Annotated in this window: 21 protein-coding genes and 1 other RNA gene; 7 read left to right on the forward strand and 15 right to left on the reverse strand. The window is 72.1% G+C overall.

Going from position 1 to position 16,242, the window contains the following annotated elements:
* Window positions 1–20: 20 nt before the first annotated feature.
* A complete protein-coding gene (locus NMQ01_RS10810; protein ID WP_007928179.1) occupies window positions 21–419 on the forward strand; it encodes a VOC family protein in 399 nt (132 codons plus the stop codon).
* Here the strand turns inward: NMQ01_RS10810 and NMQ01_RS10815 are convergent, their stop codons facing one another.
* Window positions 420–1,004 (reverse strand): nitroreductase family protein, encoded by a 585-nt coding sequence (locus NMQ01_RS10815; protein ID WP_255183936.1) that lies wholly within the window; start codon window positions 1,002–1,004, stop codon window positions 420–422. It abuts the gene before it with no gap.
* 72 nt (window positions 1,005–1,076) lie between these two features.
* On the opposite strand from NMQ01_RS10815, the gene NMQ01_RS10820 reads away from it, so the two are divergent.
* Genes NMQ01_RS10820 through NMQ01_RS10830 form a run of 3 tightly spaced genes read left to right on the forward strand, consistent with a single transcriptional unit; the run spans window position 1,077 to window position 3,639 of the window.
* Window positions 1,077–2,171: a serine hydrolase gene (locus tag NMQ01_RS10820; RefSeq protein WP_255183937.1), complete on the forward strand. Its 1,095-nt coding sequence runs from the start codon at window positions 1,077–1,079 to the stop codon at window positions 2,169–2,171.
* 5 nt (window positions 2,172–2,176) lie between these two features.
* Complete coding sequence (locus NMQ01_RS10825) at window positions 2,177–2,797, forward strand: isochorismatase family protein (protein ID WP_303707749.1); 621 nt, start codon at window positions 2,177–2,179, stop codon at window positions 2,795–2,797.
* Complete coding sequence (locus NMQ01_RS10830; protein WP_255183938.1) at window positions 2,794–3,639, forward strand: uroporphyrinogen-III synthase; 846 nt, start codon at window positions 2,794–2,796, stop codon at window positions 3,637–3,639. Before NMQ01_RS10825 ends, NMQ01_RS10830 begins: the two co-directional genes overlap by 4 nt.
* Here the strand turns inward: NMQ01_RS10830 and NMQ01_RS10835 are convergent.
* The 4 genes from NMQ01_RS10835 to hppD form a co-directional block, all read right to left on the reverse strand.
* Window positions 3,627–4,535: an RDD family protein gene (locus NMQ01_RS10835; protein WP_255183939.1), complete on the reverse strand. Its 909-nt coding sequence runs from the start codon at window positions 4,533–4,535 to the stop codon at window positions 3,627–3,629. The genes NMQ01_RS10830 and NMQ01_RS10835 overlap by 13 nt on opposite strands.
* A 4-nt stretch (window positions 4,536–4,539) precedes the next feature.
* Complete coding sequence (locus NMQ01_RS10840; RefSeq protein ID WP_255183940.1) at window positions 4,540–5,058, reverse strand: DedA family protein; 519 nt, start codon at window positions 5,056–5,058, stop codon at window positions 4,540–4,542.
* Complete coding sequence (locus NMQ01_RS10845) at window positions 5,055–5,732, reverse strand: heme oxygenase (biliverdin-producing) (RefSeq protein WP_255183941.1); 678 nt, start codon at window positions 5,730–5,732, stop codon at window positions 5,055–5,057. Before NMQ01_RS10845 ends, NMQ01_RS10840 begins: the two co-directional genes overlap by 4 nt.
* A 123-nt stretch (window positions 5,733–5,855) precedes the next feature.
* Window positions 5,856–7,076 carry a 4-hydroxyphenylpyruvate dioxygenase gene (gene hppD / locus NMQ01_RS10850; RefSeq protein ID WP_255183942.1) on the reverse strand — a complete coding sequence of 407 codons (1,221 nt, stop codon included), beginning with the start codon at window positions 7,074–7,076 and terminating at the stop codon, window positions 5,856–5,858.
* Between the two features lie 107 nt (window positions 7,077–7,183).
* On the opposite strand from hppD, the gene NMQ01_RS10855 reads away from it, so the two are divergent.
* Window positions 7,184–7,681: an Lrp/AsnC family transcriptional regulator gene (locus tag NMQ01_RS10855; RefSeq protein ID WP_255183943.1), complete on the forward strand. Its 498-nt coding sequence runs from the start codon at window positions 7,184–7,186 to the stop codon at window positions 7,679–7,681.
* A gap of 28 nt (window positions 7,682–7,709) precedes the next feature.
* Here the strand turns inward: NMQ01_RS10855 and NMQ01_RS10860 are convergent, their stop codons facing one another.
* The 9 genes from NMQ01_RS10860 to NMQ01_RS10900 all read right to left on the reverse strand — a co-directional run bounded on the left by NMQ01_RS10860 (window position 7,710) and on the right by NMQ01_RS10900 (window position 15,007).
* Window positions 7,710–8,117, reverse strand: a complete 408-nt coding sequence (locus NMQ01_RS10860) for a hypothetical protein (protein ID WP_255183944.1) — start codon at window positions 8,115–8,117, stop codon at window positions 7,710–7,712.
* Between the two features lie 48 nt (window positions 8,118–8,165).
* On the reverse strand, window positions 8,166–8,483 hold the full coding sequence (locus NMQ01_RS10865; RefSeq protein WP_255183945.1) for a hypothetical protein: 318 nt from the start codon (window positions 8,481–8,483) through the stop codon (window positions 8,166–8,168).
* Complete coding sequence (locus NMQ01_RS10870) at window positions 8,480–8,761, reverse strand: hypothetical protein (protein WP_255183946.1); 282 nt, start codon at window positions 8,759–8,761, stop codon at window positions 8,480–8,482. Before NMQ01_RS10870 ends, NMQ01_RS10865 begins: the two co-directional genes overlap by 4 nt.
* Window position 8,762: 1 nt before the next feature.
* Window positions 8,763–10,523, reverse strand: a complete 1,761-nt coding sequence (locus NMQ01_RS10875) for a DEAD/DEAH box helicase (RefSeq protein WP_255183947.1) — start codon at window positions 10,521–10,523, stop codon at window positions 8,763–8,765.
* 50 nt (window positions 10,524–10,573) lie between these two features.
* On the reverse strand, window positions 10,574–11,371 hold the full coding sequence (locus tag NMQ01_RS10880; protein ID WP_255183948.1) for a thioesterase family protein: 798 nt from the start codon (window positions 11,369–11,371) through the stop codon (window positions 10,574–10,576).
* Between the two features lie 8 nt (window positions 11,372–11,379).
* Window positions 11,380–11,688 carry a DUF3039 domain-containing protein gene (locus NMQ01_RS10885; protein ID WP_255183949.1) on the reverse strand — a complete coding sequence of 103 codons (309 nt, stop codon included), beginning with the start codon at window positions 11,686–11,688 and terminating at the stop codon, window positions 11,380–11,382.
* Between the two features lie 221 nt (window positions 11,689–11,909).
* Entirely contained in the window at window positions 11,910–12,467 is a 558-nt protein-coding gene (locus NMQ01_RS10890) for a YqgE/AlgH family protein (protein ID WP_255183950.1), read from the reverse strand.
* A gap of 9 nt (window positions 12,468–12,476) precedes the next feature.
* Complete coding sequence (locus NMQ01_RS10895) at window positions 12,477–14,543, reverse strand: DEAD/DEAH box helicase (RefSeq protein WP_255183951.1); 2,067 nt, start codon at window positions 14,541–14,543, stop codon at window positions 12,477–12,479.
* A 92-nt stretch (window positions 14,544–14,635) separates the two neighbouring features.
* Window positions 14,636–15,007, reverse strand: coding sequence for a VanZ family protein (locus tag NMQ01_RS10900; RefSeq protein ID WP_255183952.1), 372 nt, complete (start codon window positions 15,005–15,007; stop codon window positions 14,636–14,638).
* Window positions 15,008–15,069: 62 nt separating this feature from the next.
* Between NMQ01_RS10900 and trxA the strand changes: the two genes are divergently transcribed.
* Both trxA and NMQ01_RS10910 read left to right on the forward strand, forming a co-directional pair.
* Window positions 15,070–15,444, forward strand: a complete 375-nt coding sequence (gene trxA / locus NMQ01_RS10905; protein ID WP_255183953.1) for a thioredoxin — start codon at window positions 15,070–15,072, stop codon at window positions 15,442–15,444.
* A gap of 104 nt (window positions 15,445–15,548) precedes the next feature.
* Window positions 15,549–15,719 carry a CsbD family protein gene (locus NMQ01_RS10910; RefSeq protein WP_255183954.1) on the forward strand — a complete coding sequence of 57 codons (171 nt, stop codon included), beginning with the start codon at window positions 15,549–15,551 and terminating at the stop codon, window positions 15,717–15,719.
* A gap of 121 nt (window positions 15,720–15,840) precedes the next feature.
* Here the strand turns inward: NMQ01_RS10910 and ssrA are convergent.
* Window positions 15,841–16,207: a transfer-messenger RNA gene (gene ssrA, locus NMQ01_RS10915) on the reverse strand.
* Window positions 16,208–16,242: the final 35 nt, after the last annotated feature.

The following is a 16,242-nucleotide window of genomic DNA, read 5'->3' on the forward strand; positions in this document are numbered from 1 at the left end:
CCTGCCGCGAGGGTGAGCGGATGACCTCCCGCATCTCGCACACCACCCTCGACTGCCGCGACGCCTACGCCCTCAGCGAGTGGTGGAAGGGCGTCATCGGCTACACCGACGTGCCCGGCGACCCCAACCGCCCCGGGCACGAGGAGTGCATGCTCGTCGACCCGGTCACGGGGCACAGGGTGCTCTTCATCGAGGTCCCGGACCCCACGCCGGGCAAGACCAAGATGCACTACGACCTGCGGCCGACCGACCTGACGCAGGCCGAGGAGGTCGAGCGCCTGCTCGCCCACGGCGCGAGCCTCCACGCCGACCTTCGCGGGCACTACGGTCCCGGCACCGGGTGGGTGACCCTCGTCGACCCGGAGGGCAACCTGTTTTGCGTGCTGAGGTCCGACGGTGAGCTGGCCGCCCGGGACTGATCAGGCCCCGTCGTCGGCCTCGAGCCAGACGATCTCCTCGAGAGCGAGCCGCTCCCGACTGGTCCCGGGTGACGGGATCTCGCCCGGGCGATGATCGGCCACGCCGAAGGCCGTCATCGAGACGACCTCGAGGTGCGGCGGGACGGCAAGCTCCGCCGCCACCCCCTCGCGGTCGAAGGCCCGGAACTGGTGGCTGTCCAGCCCGATGGTCAGCGCCTGGACGCACATGTGCGCCACCGCCTGACCGAGGTCATAGGTCGCGAACTCCGAGTACTCCCAGCCCGGCGCGTCCTCGATGCCCACCACGGCGAGGTTGACCACGATCGCCGACGCGGCGGGCGCCCACGCCCCTGAGCTACGGGCCAGGTGGCGCACGATGCGCTCGTGCACGTCGTCCCCCCGCACCCCCACGACGAAGCGCCACGGCTGCGAGTTGCCCGCGGAGGGCGCCCGCCGAGCGGCCTCGAGCATCGTCTCGACGTGCGCGCGCTCGACCACGGCGTCCTCCCGGAAGCGCACCGGGCTGAAGCGGTGGGCCAGCGTCGGGTGCAGCTCGGGGAGGTCGGGGATCGTGCACGAGGTCATGGCTCCAGTGTGCTGCCGAAGGGGGCCGCTCCCCCTTCGCCGCGCCCGGCAGATCCGTGCCACGGTGGGGCGATGAACGCACTCGAGGACCTCACCCGCACCCTCGACCGGCTGCAGGGTGCCGGCGAGCTCGCGGGCTGGGCGGTCGGCGTGGCGGATGCCGACGGAGCCCGCCTGCGCGTGGGTGGGGCCCGCTCCCCCGGCGGAGCACCGATGACGCGGGACACCCAGGTCGCCCTCAGCTCGTGCACCAAGCCCATCGGTGGCGTCCTCGCACTGCGCCTGGTCGAGCTCGGCGTCCTCACCCTCGACGACCCCGTGGCGGCGTGGCTGCCCGAGCTGGCCGACCCGAGGGTGCTCGTCGACCCCTCGGCCGATCTGTCCGCCACCGTCCCCGCCGAGCGACCGATCACGCTGCGGCACCTGCTGACGATGACCCCGGGCTTCGGCTGGGTGAGCGAGCCCGGCCCCCTCGCCGATGCCCTCGCCCGTGAGCAGGTCGCCCCCGGCCCCTGGTGCCCGCCCATGTCACCCGACGACTTCGTGCGGCGACTCGGCAGCCTGCCGCTGGCCGACCAGCCGGGCACGGCCTGGCGCTACCACACGGGAAGCGACGTCCTCGGGGTCCTGCTCGCCCGGGCCACCGGGTCGAGCGTCCCCGAGCTGCTCGCCGAGCACGTGCTGCGGCCGCTCGGGATGACGGGCACGGGCTACACCGCCGACCCCGGCCGTCTCGCGCCACCGCTGGCTCCCGAGGAGGGAGGGATCAAGCCCGTCGAGCTCCCGGCGGGCACCTACGTCGAGCCGCCTGCCTGTGCCTCGCTCGCCACCGGACTCGTCTCGACCGTGCCCGACCAGCTGGCCTTCCTGCACTCTCTCGTGGGCGGACCCACGGTCCTGTCGCCCGCGTCCCTCGCGGCCCTGCGCACCGGGTCGCTCACCGACGAGCAGCGGCGCACCGCAGCGGGGTTCGTCGAGCCCGACAGCGACTGGGGCCTTGCCGTCGAGGTGCGCTCCACGGGCGTCATCGGCTGGGCCGGCGGGCTCGGCACCATCGGTTACGCCGATCCGGCGACGGGCAGGGCGGCCTTCCTCGCCACGGCGGTCACGGTCGAGTCCCCCGCGACGATCACGGCCTTCGACGGCTTCTGGAGCCTCTTCGGCTGAGCGGCATGGCATCCTTCACTGGCATGGGCCGCGCACTCGTCCTCGTCGACATCCAGAACGACTTCTGCGAAGGGGGCTCCCTCGCCGTGACGGGTGGAGCCGCAGTCGCCGCACGGGCGGCTGAGCGCGTGCTCGACGACTGGCAGGGCCACGACCTCGGGCACCGCGACTACGCGGCCGTGGTCGCCACGGCCGACTGGCACCACGACCCCGGCGAGCACTGGGCCACCGACGGCGAGCCCGACTACGCGACGACCTGGCCGGTCCACTGCGCTGCCGACACCCCGGGCGCCGACTTCCACCCCGCGCTCGAGCCCGCGCTGGCCCACGTCGACGAGGTCTTCCGCAAGGGGATGACGGACGCGGCCTACAGCGGCTTCGAGGGCATCAGCGCCGGCGACGGTCGCACCGGCCTGAGCGCGTGGCTGCGCCACCACGGCATCACCGACCTCGACGTGGCCGGCATCGCGACCGACCACTGCGTGCGGGCCACGGTCCTGGACGCGCTGCGCGAGGGATTCGCCGTGCGGCTGCTCACCGACGCCATCGCCGGTGTCGCCCCCGAGACGACTCGCGACGCGCTCGCGGAGATGGCGGCCGCCGGGGCCACGACGGACGGCTCGTGAGCGGCCTCCCCCCGGTCATGGCCGGGCGCACCGTCCTGATCACCGCCGACCGCCGCAGCGACGACCTCGCCGATGCCTTCGCCCGGCGGGGCGCAACGATCCACCACGCACCCGCGATGACGATCGTCCACCACAGCGACGACGAGCAGCTCGTCGACGACACCCGCGCCCTGATCGCCGACCCGCCCGACACCCTGGTCATCACCACGGGGGCCGGCCTGCGCGGGTGGATGGAGGCCGCCGAGGTCGCCGGGCTCGACGAGGACCTGCGCCGGGCCCTGGCCGACGCCTACGTCGTCGCTCGCGGGCCGAAGGCCAAGGGCGCGCTCATCTCCCGCGGTCTGCGCGCCGACTGGGTCGCCGAGTCGGAGACCGCCGCGGAGATCATCGAGCACCTGCTCGAGCGGGGCGTCGCCGGCACGACCGTGGCGGTCCAGCACCACGGCAGCGGCTCCGACGGCATCGACGACGCCCTGGCACAGGCCGGGGCCAGGGTCGCTCCCTTCGTCGTCTACCGCTGGGGTCCCGCGCCGAACCCCGCGGCGGTGACGGCCTCGACCCGGGACGCGGCGGACGGCCGGGTCGACGTCGTGGTCTTCACCTCGGCACCGGCCGTCGCCTCGTGGTGGGCCGCCGCCGAGGAGGCCGGGGTCGCCGACGAGATCGTGCGCCGCACCCGCGAGGAGGATCTGCTCGTCGCGGCCGTCGGTCCGGTCACCGCCGCGCCGCTACGAGCGAAGGGGGTCGAGCCGCTCGTCCCCGAGCGCAGCCGCATGGGCGCGCTGATCCGCGCGGTCCTGCTGCACTACGGCGACGGCGCCGACGCCGCTCAGCGCGGCTGACGCCCCCGCACGACCTGGGTGCCGGCGATCTTGTCGTGCAGCGCCTGCCGACGCGGGTCCCGCAGCGGCCATAGCAGGTCGGCGAGCGTGACGAAGAAGACGAGATAGCTCAGCAGGGGCACCATCGACAGCAGTCCCACGCCCAGGGGCAGCAGCATCCGCATGAAGGCCGTGCCCACCGCGAGGCGCCCGGGCTGGTCGACGCGGCGCACCGACAGCCCGAGCATCATCTTGCCGGGCGTCGCGTTGCGCGCCCTGAGGAAGCCGACGTGGTAGACGCACTGGACCAGGAGCGACAGTCCGGTTGCGATGAAGAAGTAGGTCCAGTCGAACATCGCGGTGAGCTCACCGGGGGTCAGGCCCTCGATGGCGCCCTGGTCGCCGCGCAAGGCGGCGTCGTAGACGAAGTTCCAGTAGTCCGCCAGCCACAGCCACCAGGCCCAGCCGGCGACGAGCAGGTTGAGCACCGCGACGATCAGGCCGTCGACGATGTAGGCGCCGACCCGCGGACCATAGCTCGCCAGCGGCTGCCCGTCGGCCGTCGTCGGTTCGGGCTGGGCGTAGCCGTGGCCAGCGGGCTGGTGGCCACCGTGGCCCGGCCACTGGTGCTGCCCCTGCCACTGGCCGTGACCCTGCCACTGACCGTGGGTCTCGGTCGGGGTGGGCCGGCCGAAGACGTCCGTCCCGGGTCGAGGCTGCCCGGCCGCCGGGCCGCCCGATGCGCCGGCAGACGGCGATCCGGTCGGGTCACCACCGCTCGTGGGGCCCGCCGGAGGTCGCGGCTGCCGGGTCTGCTTGGGCTCGGTGCGGTCGCTCCAGATGATGCCGTCGAAGTACCTCAGCCGGGAGTCGTCGTCGGGGTCGTCGTACCAGCCGGCGCGCTCGGGGGTGCTCATGCCCTCACGATCTCATGGCGCTCGACTCGTCCCGCAGCACGCCCGAGTCGGCGGTGTGGGACGAGTCGACGCGATGGCGTCGGCTGCGGGCCCAGACGATCGCGACCACCGCGAGGACGACCGCGACGGCGGCGAGCGTGGCGCCGACCGGCGAGCGGGCCGCAGCCGCGAGCCATGCCCGCGCCGCAGCCAGGCCGATGGTCGCGTAGATCGTCGCCCAGACGATCGACCCGAGGGTCACTGCGGGCAGGTAGCGGCGCAGGGGCATGCGCGTGAGGCCCGCGGTCGCGTTGACGGCGGTCTGGATGCCGACCGTGAAGAAGCACAGGACGACGGCGATCGGGCCCCAGCGGTTGACGAGCTCGCGGGCCTTCCGCCACGCGGGAGCGGCCTCGCGCTCGGCCCCACTCCAGCGGCGGCCACCGGCGGCGGCACCACGTCCGAGCCAGTAGGTGGCATTGGCCCGCAGCATGACGATGACGAACAGCCCGCCGAAGGTGGGCAGGAACTGGGACCAGGTCACGTGGGGGCACCGGCGGCAGCATGCTCCGGGGCACGCGCCGCACCCAGGTCCGCGAAGACCCGCCGGTTGAGCTCGAAGCTGTCGACCGCCGCGTCGAGGCTGCGCCGGCGGGTCGGCTCGTCGACCTCGAGGGAGTCGAGCGCGGCGCGGTAGGCGTCCTTGTAGGGCTTGGGCTTGGGGATCTGCTCGAAGTGGTAGAAGTTCAGCCCCTCGGGCGCGATGCCGTAGTGGCGCTGGACCATCCGCGCGATGATCTGCCCGCCCGAGAGGTCACCGAGGTAGCGCACATAGTGGTGGGCGAGCATCGCCTCCGGGGTGTGCCCCTCACGCAGCCCGGTCGCGTAGTCCGCCGCCGCCGGCACGACGTGGATCTCCCCCGTCGCCAGCCGCGCCTCGAAGCCGTCGCCGGCGAAAAAGCGCATGTCCTGCTCGAGGGAGGGCACGCGGTCGAGGCGGTGGTCCATGACGGGCGACAGCAAGGGGTGGTCGGCGTACTCCGACCACAGCACCTCCTCCAGCGCGCGGTAGATGACCAGCTGCTGCGCCACCAGGGCGACGAAGGCCGGGCGACAGGCGAGTCCGCCCATGAGCTGCTCGACGAAGGCCGACCCCTCGGCGTCCTCGTGGGCCGACGCGGTCTCGGTCCGCAGGGCCGTCGACAAGGGCTGGTCCATGAGGTCTCCCGGGTGAGGTGAGGGTTACCTCATCCTATCCGCGCGGTCTCGGCGACAACAGTGCGGGAGCGGGGGGTGGACCAACCACTCCCCGCTCCCGCACCAGCGACGTCCGGTGACGACTCAGAGGTTGCCGCGCTTGTCCTGCTCGCGCTCGATGGACTCGAAGAGCGCCTTGAAGTTGCCCTTGCCGAAGCCGAGCGAGCCGTGCCGCTCGATGATCTCGAAGAAGACCGTCGGCCGGTCCCCCAGCGGCTTGGTGAAGATCTGCAGCAGGTAGCCGTCCTCATCGCGGTCGACGAGGATCTTGCGCGCCTTCAGCTCCTCGATCGGCACGCGGACCTCACCGATGCGCGCACGCATCTCGGGGTCGTCGTAGTAGGCGTCGGGGGTGTCGAGGAACTCGACGCCCTCCTTGGTCAGCTCGTCGACCGTGCGCAGGATGTCGTTCGTCGCGAGCGCCAGGTGCTGCGCGCCGGGGCCGGTGTAGAACTCGAGGTACTCGTCGATCTGCGACTTCTTCTTCGCGATCGCGGGCTCGTTGAGGGGGAACTTCACGCGGTGGTTGCCGTTGGCGACGACCTTCGACATCAGCGCCGAGTACTCGGTCGCGATGTCGTCACCGACGAACTCGGCCATGTTCACGAAGCCCATGACCCGGTTGTAGAAGGCGACCCACTCGTCCATCTTGCCCAGCTCGACGTTGCCGACGATGTGGTCGAGGGCCTGGAAGAGCCGCTTGGGGGCGCCATCGCGCTTGACGAAGGCCGAGGAGCGCTCGACGTAGCCCGGCAGGTAGGCCCCGCCGTAGGTCCGGCCGTCGACGGTGCGCTGCACGAGGGTGTGCCGGGTCTCGCCGTAGGTCGCGATCGCGCCGATGCGCACCGAGCCGTGCTCGTCGCTCACCGTCTCGGGCTCCTGCAGGACGGTGGCGCCGGCCGCCTTGGCCTGGGCGATGCACTTGTCGACGTCGGGCACCTCGAGGGAGATGTCGACGACGCCGTCGCCGTGCTTGGCGTGGTGGGCGATGAGCGGGCTGTCGGGGCTGACCGCGCCCTTGACGACGAAGCGGATCGAGCCGGACTTGAGGACGAAGGCCTTGTGGTCGCGGTTGCCGTGCTCGGGGCCGGAGTAGCCGACGAGCTCCATGCCCCAAGCGCTCTGGTAGTAGTGCGCCGTCTGCGTCGCGTTGCCGACGACGAAGACGATCGCGTCCCAGCCCGTGACGGGGAAGGGATCGCGCTCCTCGTCGTACTCGACGAGCCCGACGAGCTGCTTGAGCTGGTCGAGGTCGAGCTCGGCCTCGCGCTCCTGCCTGGTGAGTTCAACCGCGGTGTTGGACATGGCGTCAGGATGACGGCGTCGCGGAGGGTGTGCAACGGCACCTCATCCGTCTGCACACGCTGCGCAATATGTTGCTAGTCCACGATGACTCACGGGACAATCTGCACATGAGCACCGTGCCCACGCCGTCCCGGGTCGTCGACGACCTCGACGCCCGCCTCATCGCCCTGCTGTCCGCGAGCCCGACGATCGGTGTCCTCGGCGCCTCCCGTGAGCTCGGGGTGGCCCGCGGGACGGTCCAGGCCCGTCTCGACCGCCTCAGGACGAAGGGGGTGATCCGCACCCTGGCCCCGACGATCGACCCGGCGGCCCTGGGCTATCCGGTCACCGCCCTGTGCACCCTCGAGATCCGCCAGCGCCTCGGCCACCAGGCCGTGGTCGACCACCTGACGGCGATCCCGGAGGTCCTCGAGATCCACAGCACGACGGGCGTCGGCGACCTCATCATCCGCATCGTCGCGACGGACAACGCCGACCTGGGGCGGGTCATCGACATGATCATCGACGACGTGCATGTCGTGCGGGCGAGCACCTCGATCTGCCTCGTGACCCACATGGAGATGCGCACCGGCCCCCTCGTCGAGGCGGCCGCGCACCGGCAGTGAGCGCGGGCCGGCCGTGGGCTGCGCTCTCTCAGATCTTGTCGGCGAGCAGCATCCAGGCGAGGATGATCGTCCCGACCATCACCCCGATGTGCGCGATCTGCGACAGCCAGGGCCCGCGGGTCCACGAGTCGCCCTGGAAGGCCTCGGAGTGCCGCGAGCCGGTCCGACGCCACCGGCCGAGGAAGCTCAGGCCGATGAGCGAGGCGATGACCATGCAGATGATGGCCAGCCAGGCCGCGGCCGTCGACGTGTGCACGTCGAGCAGCCGGAGCGAGATGAGCCCCAGGCCGATGAAGAGCGTGATCGAGTGGGCGTTGAGCACCCACCCGGAGAAGTCGGTCATCCCGCGCTCGCCCTTCGAGCGCCGCAGCCGGAGCGGGGTCAGGACGAGCACGAGCACGCCCAGGGCCACGAGGATCCACGCGAAGACGGTCATGTCCCCATGATGCCCGCGCCACCGCCCCGATAGGGGGACGTCGGGTGGTCAGAAGGACAGGAGGCAGACGACCACGCCGCCGACCATGAGCGCCGCGGGCAGCAGCATCGGCCGGGTCGGGGTGAGGTCCACGTCGCCCCCGGGCGCCGCCCTTCGCGCCCTGCCGATCATCACGACCCACGCGAGGACCCACCCCGCGAAGGCCATCACGGCGCCGCCGAGCATCGTCCAGATCGTGCCCGGCGCCATGAGGGCGATGGCTCCGAAGAGCAGCGGCCCGAACCAGAAGACGCACATGCCCAGGACGAAGGCGAACCCGTGCCGGTCGTCGGCCCACACGCCGCGCCAGAAGCTGCGAGCCGTCACGCCAGCGCGTTCGACGTCATGAAGGCGGCCCAGATCGAGCCGACGACCAGCGCGATGCCAGCCGCGCTGAGCCAGCCCTGGCCGTCGGGCTCGGCCATGCGGTGCCAGCGCACCTGCGCGAGCGTGAGGAGGCCGGTGCCGGCGAGCGCGACCGGCACGCCGGCGAGGAGCCCGGGCAGCGCGTTGTCGAGCGCCAGCCAGGCGTAGGACGCGGCAAAGACCGGACCGAGCACGAGGAAGAACCACGTGCCGGCGCGCCCCCTGGCCGCCGGGGTCATGTCAGCGCCGCCCGACGAACCAGCGGCGGATCCGTTCGATCCGCTCGGTCACCTGCTCGCTCGTCGCCTGGGCGAGCTCGGGCCCGCCGCACGCACGCCGCAGGTCCATGTGGATGTTGGCGTGCGGGGAGCCGGTCTTCGTCGCATAGGCGGCCACCAGCTTGTTGAGCTCCTTGCGCTGGGCCGCGAGCGCCCGGTGGGCAGCGATCGGGGCGTCCTGGTCCTGGCGGGTGCGGCCGGTCTTCTTGGACTGCTTCGTCTGCCGCTCGCTGAGCAGGGCGTGCACCTGGTCGGGCTCGAGCAGCCCGGGCAGCCCGAGGTAGTCCTGCTCGTCCTCGGAGCCGACCTCGGCGTGCAGGCCGAACTGCTGCTTGTCGTAGAGCACGTGGTCGAAGTGCGCGTCCGACTCCAGCGCCTCGAAGCTGCCGAGCAGGTCGTCGCTGGCGCCCTCGTCACGGTTGGCCGCGGCGAGCATGCCCTCCTCCTCGGACCACAGCGGCGCCTCGTCCTGCGCCGCCTCGGGCCGGTCGAGGGCGTGGTCGCGCTGCTCCTCGAGGGTGCCCGCGTGGGCGAGGATCACCGGAACGCTCGGCAGGAAGACGCTCGCGGTCTCGCCGCGGGCACGGGCCCGCACGAAGCGCCCGACCGCCTGCGCGAAGAAGAGCGGCGTCGACGTCGAGGTCGCGTAGACGCCGACGCACAGCCGGGGCACGTCCACCCCTTCGCTCACCATGCGCACGGCGACGAGCCAGCGCGAGGTGCTCGCGGAGTAGTCCTCGATCTTCTGCGACGCGCCGTTGTCGTCGGAGAGGACGACGGTCGGCTTCTCCCCCGTGAGCTCGGTGAGGATGCGGGCATAGGCGCGGGCCTGGGTCTGGTTGGTCGCGATGACCATGGCGCCGGCGTCGGGCACGCCGCGCCGGACCTCGGTCAGGCGCTTGTCGGCGGCGGCGAGGACCGAGGGGATCCACTCCCCCTTCGGGTCGAGCGCGGTGCGCCAGGCCTGGGCCACGAGGTCCTTGGTCATCGGCTCGCCGAGCCGTGCGGCCACCTCGTCGCCGGCGCGGGTGCGCCAGCGCATCGCCCCGCCGTAGGCCATGAAGAGCACCGGTCGGACGACGCCGTCGCGCAGCGCGTCGGAGTAGCCGTAGGCGTAGTCGCTGCTGGAGCGCAGGATCCCGTCCTCGCCGTACTCGTAGCCGACGAAGGGGATGGGGTTGGTGTCGGAGCGGAAGGGCGTCCCCGTGAGGGAGAGCCGCCGCGTGGCCGGCTCGAAGGCCTGCCGGATCCCGTCGCCCCACGACTTGTTGTCGCCGCCGTGGTGGATCTCGTCGAGGATGACGAGCGTGCGCTCGGCCTTCGTCCGGTCCTCGTGGACCGAAGGGCGGGACGCCACCTGGGCGTAGGTGACGGCCACCCCGTCGTAGTCGCTCGAGGTCACCGCGGTGGTGTTGGAGAACTTCGGGTCGAGGTGGATGCCGACGCGGGCGGCCGCGTCGGCCCACTGGGTCTTGAGGTGCTCGGTCGGCGCCACGACGGTCACGGCGGTGACCTCGCCGGCGGTCAGGAGCTCGGTCGCCACGCGCAGGGCGAAGGTCGTCTTGCCGGCGCCGGGCGTCGCGACGGCGAGGAAGTCGGGTGCGCCCGACGAGAGGTACTTCTTCAGGGCGTCGGCCTGCCAGGCGCGCAGCGCTCCGGCGGTACCCCACGCGGCCCTCCGGGGGAAGGCGGGTGACAGGTGGGACGCAGCAGACTGACTCATCGCAGGGTCACCTTAGATCGCCGGGGTGACGACCTCACAAACGGCCGGGGTCAGGACCGCGCGTCCTGGAGCACCATCGTCTGCACCCCGGTGCCCAGGTCACCGTGCTGGTCCGCGAGCGTCGTGTGGACGGTGCCGCCGTGGCCGGGGCTCGCGAGCGCCTGGGAGCTCATGCGCACCCATTCGCCGTCGGGGTCGCGGTCGAGCACGACGTGCAGGTCGCAGTTGATGTAGGTGTGCTGCCGCGGGTCGACGGTCAGGGTGATGCCGCCACCGGAGTCGGCGAGGACGAGGGCCCGCTCCCACGGGCTCGGCTCCTCGTCGGGCAGCAGCGGGACCAGCTGCCGGCCCCAGGCCACGGCGGTGCCGCCGGTGCCCACTCCCCCGGAGACGAAGCGCCACTCGATGGCGCTGAGGTAGCCGTCGGCGTGCATGCCGGGCAGCTCCAGCCGCGACGAGTCGTCGGCAGCCTCGGGCACCGGGTCGGTGCCGCTCTCGCGCAGACCCGTGAGCCGGGGGAAGTCGTCGGGGGCCCGCACGATGCGCCAGCCGCGGGCGATCGCCACGGGTCGCCCGTCGGCGCTGGCCGTCGCCTCGAGCAGCTGCATCGAGCGGCCGCCGCGGAGCACGGTGACGTCGACGGTCAGCGGCGCGACCGGGATCGGGCCGAGGATGTCCAGGCGGACGTCCGCGAGCCGCGTCCCCGGCGCGGGCTCGTGGCGCTCCATCGCCCGCGCGAGCAGCGCGGCTGGTGGGCCGGCGTGCTGGGCGTGCGGCGACCACGGACCGGCCGTGGCGCGAAGGGAGTCGAAGGTGCGCTCGTCGACCTGCCGGTAGAAGGAGCCCACGTCGCCGATCAGTCCTCGCCGTCCTGGGGGTCGCGCAGACCGTCGTAGATCTCCTTGCAGATCGGGCAGACGGGGAACTTCTCCGGGTCGCGCCCGGGCACCCACGTCTTGCCACACAGCGCCTTGACCGGCTCGCCGGAGAGGGCGCTCTCGAGGATCTTCTCCTTGCGCACGTAGTGGCTGAACCGCTCGTGGTCACCCGGCTCGGCCAGCTGCGGCGTCGGCTCGGTGCGCTCGAGGACCGAGGTCGACGTCGAGGGGCCACCGGGCTCGGCGATCGGGCCTCCGGGCTGACTGGGGTCGGCAGGCGTGCTCATGCCCTCCATCGTAGGACGCGCCCCGCTCCACTTCCCCTGCGAGGGCCCGCCGGCCGCCGCGCGGGTCTCCCGGTCAGCCTGACGGCGTTGGTGTCACCTGGTCCCCCTTATCCGGGCAACCAGGTGGCGCCAAGGCCGACGGGTGACAGCAACGCTGCCGAGCCGTCCCTGGCCGTCTTCCCCGCTCCCTGAGGAGGTCGCGCAGCGACCGTCTCGAAGGGTCAGTTGAGGTCGGGGTCCGAGGGATAGGTCGAGACCCAGCCGAGCGAGCCACCCTGGCGTCGCAGCACGCGGCGCCACAGCGTGGCCGGCTCGCCGTCGAAGACGTCACCGACCTCGGCGTCGACGACGTACCAGCCGCCGCGCGCCCGCTCGCCGGCGAGCTGGTCGGCGCTCCAGCCGGAGTACCCGGCGAAGATGCGCAGGGCGCTCACCTGCGGCCAGACGATCTCCTGCGGGGAGTCGAGGTCGACGAGCGAGATCGCACCGAAGAGACGCTTCATGCCCGGCGGCGGCTCCTCGTCGCCGGGCAGCCCGGCGATGCCGATCGCCGAGTCGAGCTGGACCGGGCCGCCCTGGAAGACGCGCTGGGGCGCGCTCGCCCCGGCCTGCCAGCCCGGCAGGACGTCGTCGACGGGGGTGTCGAGCGGACGGTTGAGGATGATGCCCTCGGCCGTCTCGTCGTCGTGCTGCAGGACGAGCACGACGCTGCGGGCGAAGAGGTCGTCCGTCAGGTCGGGCGTCGCCACGAGCAGCTTGCCGGCGAGCGAGGAGTCCATGGTCCGACCCTAGTCGCGCGGGCGACCCCGGTGACCACCCTGTCGGCCACCACGACCGCCGCCGGCACCGCCACGTCCTCCGCGGCCGCCGCCACGGTGGTCGCGTGCGCCGCGGGGACCACGGGTGCCCGAGTGGCGACGCGCCGGCTTGGGGTCGACGAGCTTGCGGAAGTCGGCGTCGGAGATCGGCTCGCCGCTGGGCTCGGTGGCACCCATCGCGCTGAGGGACTCGTCGTCGAGCGCGGTCTTCGTGGGCCGCGCCTCGATGCCGGCCTGCTCGGCCATCCGGATGACCTCCTTGCGCTGGTGCGGCAGGACCAGCGTCACGACGACGCCGGCCTCGCCGGCCCGCGCGGTGCGGCCCGCGCGGTGGAGGTAGTCCTTGTGGTCGCCGGGCGGGTCGACCTGCATGACGAGCGACACGTTGTCGACGTGGATGCCGCGCGCGGCGACATCGGTCGCGACGAGCACGGGCAGCGCCCCGGTGCGGAAGGCACCGATCGTCTTGTTGCGCTGCGACTGGCTCAGCCCGCCGTGCAGCGGCGCCGCGGCCACACCGGCGTCGCGCAACTCGCCGGCGATCCGCTCGCAGCCGAGCTTGGTCCGGGCGAAGATCACCGTGCGGCCGGGGCGCGAGGCGATCCGGGCGGTGATCTGCTTCTTGATGCTCGGCTCGATGAGCAGCAGGTGGTGGTCCATCGTCGAGACACTCGCCGCGGCCTCGTCGGTGCTGTGGGTCACCGGGTCGTCCATGTAGCGCTCGACGAGGTCGCCGACACCACGGTCGAGGGTCGCCGAGAAGAGCAGCCGCTGACCGTCGGGCGCGCAGTCGTCGAGGATGCGGGTGACGTCGGGCAGGAAGCCCATGTCGGCCATGTGGTCGGCCTCGTCGAGCACCGCGACCTCGACCTCGTCGAGGGTCAGGGCGCCGCGGTCGAGCAGGTCGACGAGGCGGCCCGGGGTGGCGATGAGCACGTCGACGCCCTTGTCGAGCGCCGCGGTCTGACCGGTGTAGGACAGGCCACCGGCGACGAGCTTGATCCGCAGCCCGCTCACGTGGACGAGCGGCTCGAGCGAGTCGCTCACCTGCATGGCCAGCTCACGGGTCGGCACGAGGACGAGACCGCGCGGCTTGCGGCTGCGGGCCCGACCGCCGGCGAGGCGGGCGAGCATGGGCAGGCCGAAGGCCAGCGTCTTGCCCGAGCCGGTCTGCCCGCGGCCGAGCACGTCCTTGCCCGCGAGGGCGTCGGGGATCGCAGCGGCCTGGATGGCGAAGGGGGTGGTGATGGCATCGCGGGCGAGCCGCTCCACGAGCACCTCGGGCAGACCGAGCGCGGCGAAGCCGTTGTCCTCGGCGATCGCGACGGGTCCGCTCAGCGAGGTGCGGGCGGAGGAGGTCCAGGTGTCGGCCTCCTGGCGCAGCACGTCCGGGTCCTCGACCTGCTCGACGCGCGGCGCGAAGCCGCGACGCTGCTGCTCGCGCTCGAAGCGCGGGGCCGCTCCCCGGCGCCGCTCACCCCGGTCGTCACGACGCTGGTAGCCACCACGGTCATCACGGTCACGACGCTGGAAGCCGCGGTCACCGCGGTCGTCACGACGCTGGAAGCCGCGGTCACCGCGGTCGTCACGACGCTGGTAGCCACCGCGCTCCTCGGAGCGGTCGTCACGACGCTGGTAGCCACCGCGGTCATCACGGTCACGACGCTCGAAGCCGCGCTCGCCCCGGTCCTCACGACGCTGGAAGCCGCGGTCACCGCGGTCATCGCGACGCTGGAAGCCGCGGTCACCGCGGTCATCGCGGCGCTGGTAGCCGCCCCGGTCGTCTCGCCGACCGCCGCGGTCCTCGCGGCGCTCCCAGGTGCGCTGGCCCCGGTCCTCGGTGCCGTCGCGGCGCACCCGCTTGGGGCGGTCGCCGGCGGGCACGTCGTCGCGGTCGCGCCAGCGGTCCTTGCCCCGGGGGGCCTCGGTCGGAGCCTGGCCGCGGTGATAGGGCTTCTTCGGGCCCTTGGTCACGGCCTTCTTCTTGGCAGCATTCTTCTGGGCAGTGGTCCAGCGGGGCTTCTTCTTCGCAGGCACGGGTCGACTCTCTCGCTCAGGGGGAGGTGGATGGGCGAACACGCAACGCAGGCGCGGGCGACATCCGAGGTCGAGTGCGATCGTGCGAGTTCCTAGAGGCGGCGACGACGCGGTCGCCGAACCACTAATAGTACCCCTATTGAGGCGGCGCCGACGCCGACGAGGTCGGCGGCGACGTCCCACGGGTCACCGGAGCGGTGCGGCAGCACGACGTGCTGGATGATCTCGCTCACAGGAGCGTGCAGGGCGCACACCAGCGCGACGAGGTGCCACCACCCCCTTCGTCCCAGACCGGCGACGAGCACCGGCAGGGCGAAGACCAGCGCGTGGACCGCCTTGTCCCCGTGGGGAATCGGCGACGGGGGGCCGGGCGCCTCGGGTGCGTAGAGCACGGCGACCTGGAGGGCGAGGGCGGCCACGAGCATCGCCGGCACGATCAGCCGGCGCGTGGGCGTGGAGGTCATCGGGCCAGCACAGCACACGGCCGATGGGGCCTCGCACGCCGGACCGTCCTACAGTGGAAGTCATGAGCAAGATCACCGATCTGGATCTCGAGAGCTTCCGCTCCGCCGTCACCGGCGAGGGAACGGTCATCGTCGACTTCTGGGCGAGCTGGTGCGGCCCGTGCCGTCAGTTCGCCCCGGTCTTCGAGGCTGCGGCGGACACCCGGGAGGACATCACCTTCGGCAAGGTCGACATCGACGACAACCCGGAGCTGGCCTCGATGGCCAATGTCTCCTCCGTGCCGACCCTCATGGCCTTCCGCGACGGCATCCTGCTGCACCAGAGCGCCGGCGCGCTGCCCAAGGCGCAGTTCGACCAGCTCCTCGACGCCGTCCAGGACGTCGACATGGACGAGGTCAAGGCGCAGGTCGCCGCCCGCGAGACCTCGCAGGGCTGATCCCGCGAGGTCACCTCCCTTCGCCCTGATCCGGCGCGAAGGGGGTGGTGCGCACCCTCGATCTGTGGTGGGCTGGAGGACCACCCACCACATCAGGAGGACGCATGGGCATCGGCGACAAGATCGAGAACGCCAAGGACCAGCTCGCCGGCAAGGCGAAGGGTGCCGCGGGCGACGCCACCGACAACGAGGACCTGCAGGCCGAGGGCCAGGTCCAGGAGACCAAGGGCGACCTCAAGGCCGCCGGCGAGAAGGTCAAGGACGCCTTCAAGTGATCGGCTGACCACAGACATGGCCAAAGGGCGGGACCGCAACGGTCCCGCCCTTCGGCATTCCTCCGTTCCCTGAGGAGCTTGCGCAGCAAGCGTCTCGAAGGGATGCGCGACGTGGCCAAGATGGTGGAGGTGGCGGGAATCGAACCCGCGTCCACTGGCAGACAAACAGGGCTTCTCCGGGTGCAGTGCGCTATGGATTTTCTCGGCCCCGGGGCTCGCGCGCACACGTTCCCCGACAGGCCCAGTCACGTAGGAGTCCCGCGATGTCCCGTGACCTGACATCGCAGCAAGATCTCTAGCTGACGCTGGGATCTAGGTCGAGATCACACCTAGGCCAACGGACTTCGGGCTCGCTCAGGCGGCGAGGGCGAAGTCGGTGCGCTTGGAATTGGCACCTATTGGGTTTGCACGGGGCGTTGACGAGATGACCGTGCATCCTCGACCCGCTTCCCCTGAAGGACCGGCCAATGTCGAAACCGATCACCCCCATGGGATGGACACGTCACGCTGTTCAGTTGTGGTC

The sequence above is a fragment of the Janibacter sp. CX7 genome, from assembly GCF_024362365.1.
Classification (GTDB): domain Bacteria; phylum Actinomycetota; class Actinomycetes; order Actinomycetales; family Dermatophilaceae; genus Janibacter.

Coding starts and splice junctions, on each gene's coding strand:
- NMQ01_RS10810 (WP_007928179.1), top strand. CDS start 21: ATGACCTCCCGCATCTCGCACACCACCCTCGACTGCCGCGACGCCTAC.
- NMQ01_RS10815 (WP_255183936.1), bottom strand. CDS start 1,004: ATGACCTCGTGCACGATCCCCGACCTCCCCGAGCTGCACCCGACGCTG.
- NMQ01_RS10820 (WP_255183937.1), top strand. CDS start 1,077: ATGAACGCACTCGAGGACCTCACCCGCACCCTCGACCGGCTGCAGGGT.
- NMQ01_RS10825 (WP_303707749.1), top strand. CDS start 2,177: ATGGCATCCTTCACTGGCATGGGCCGCGCACTCGTCCTCGTCGACATC.
- NMQ01_RS10835 (WP_255183939.1), bottom strand. CDS start 4,535: ATGAGCACCCCCGAGCGCGCCGGCTGGTACGACGACCCCGACGACGAC.
- NMQ01_RS10845 (WP_255183941.1), bottom strand. CDS start 5,732: ATGGACCAGCCCTTGTCGACGGCCCTGCGGACCGAGACCGCGTCGGCC.
- hppD (WP_255183942.1), bottom strand. CDS start 7,076: ATGTCCAACACCGCGGTTGAACTCACCAGGCAGGAGCGCGAGGCCGAG.
- NMQ01_RS10855 (WP_255183943.1), top strand. CDS start 7,184: ATGAGCACCGTGCCCACGCCGTCCCGGGTCGTCGACGACCTCGACGCC.
- NMQ01_RS10860 (WP_255183944.1), bottom strand. CDS start 8,117: ATGACCGTCTTCGCGTGGATCCTCGTGGCCCTGGGCGTGCTCGTGCTC.
- NMQ01_RS10870 (WP_255183946.1), bottom strand. CDS start 8,761: ATGACCCCGGCGGCCAGGGGGCGCGCCGGCACGTGGTTCTTCCTCGTG.
- NMQ01_RS10875 (WP_255183947.1), bottom strand. CDS start 10,523: ATGAGTCAGTCTGCTGCGTCCCACCTGTCACCCGCCTTCCCCCGGAGG.
- NMQ01_RS10885 (WP_255183949.1), bottom strand. CDS start 11,688: ATGAGCACGCCTGCCGACCCCAGTCAGCCCGGAGGCCCGATCGCCGAG.
- NMQ01_RS10890 (WP_255183950.1), bottom strand. CDS start 12,467: ATGGACTCCTCGCTCGCCGGCAAGCTGCTCGTGGCGACGCCCGACCTG.
- NMQ01_RS10900 (WP_255183952.1), bottom strand. CDS start 15,007: ATGACCTCCACGCCCACGCGCCGGCTGATCGTGCCGGCGATGCTCGTG.
- trxA (WP_255183953.1), top strand. CDS start 15,070: ATGAGCAAGATCACCGATCTGGATCTCGAGAGCTTCCGCTCCGCCGTC.
- NMQ01_RS10910 (WP_255183954.1), top strand. CDS start 15,549: ATGGGCATCGGCGACAAGATCGAGAACGCCAAGGACCAGCTCGCCGGC.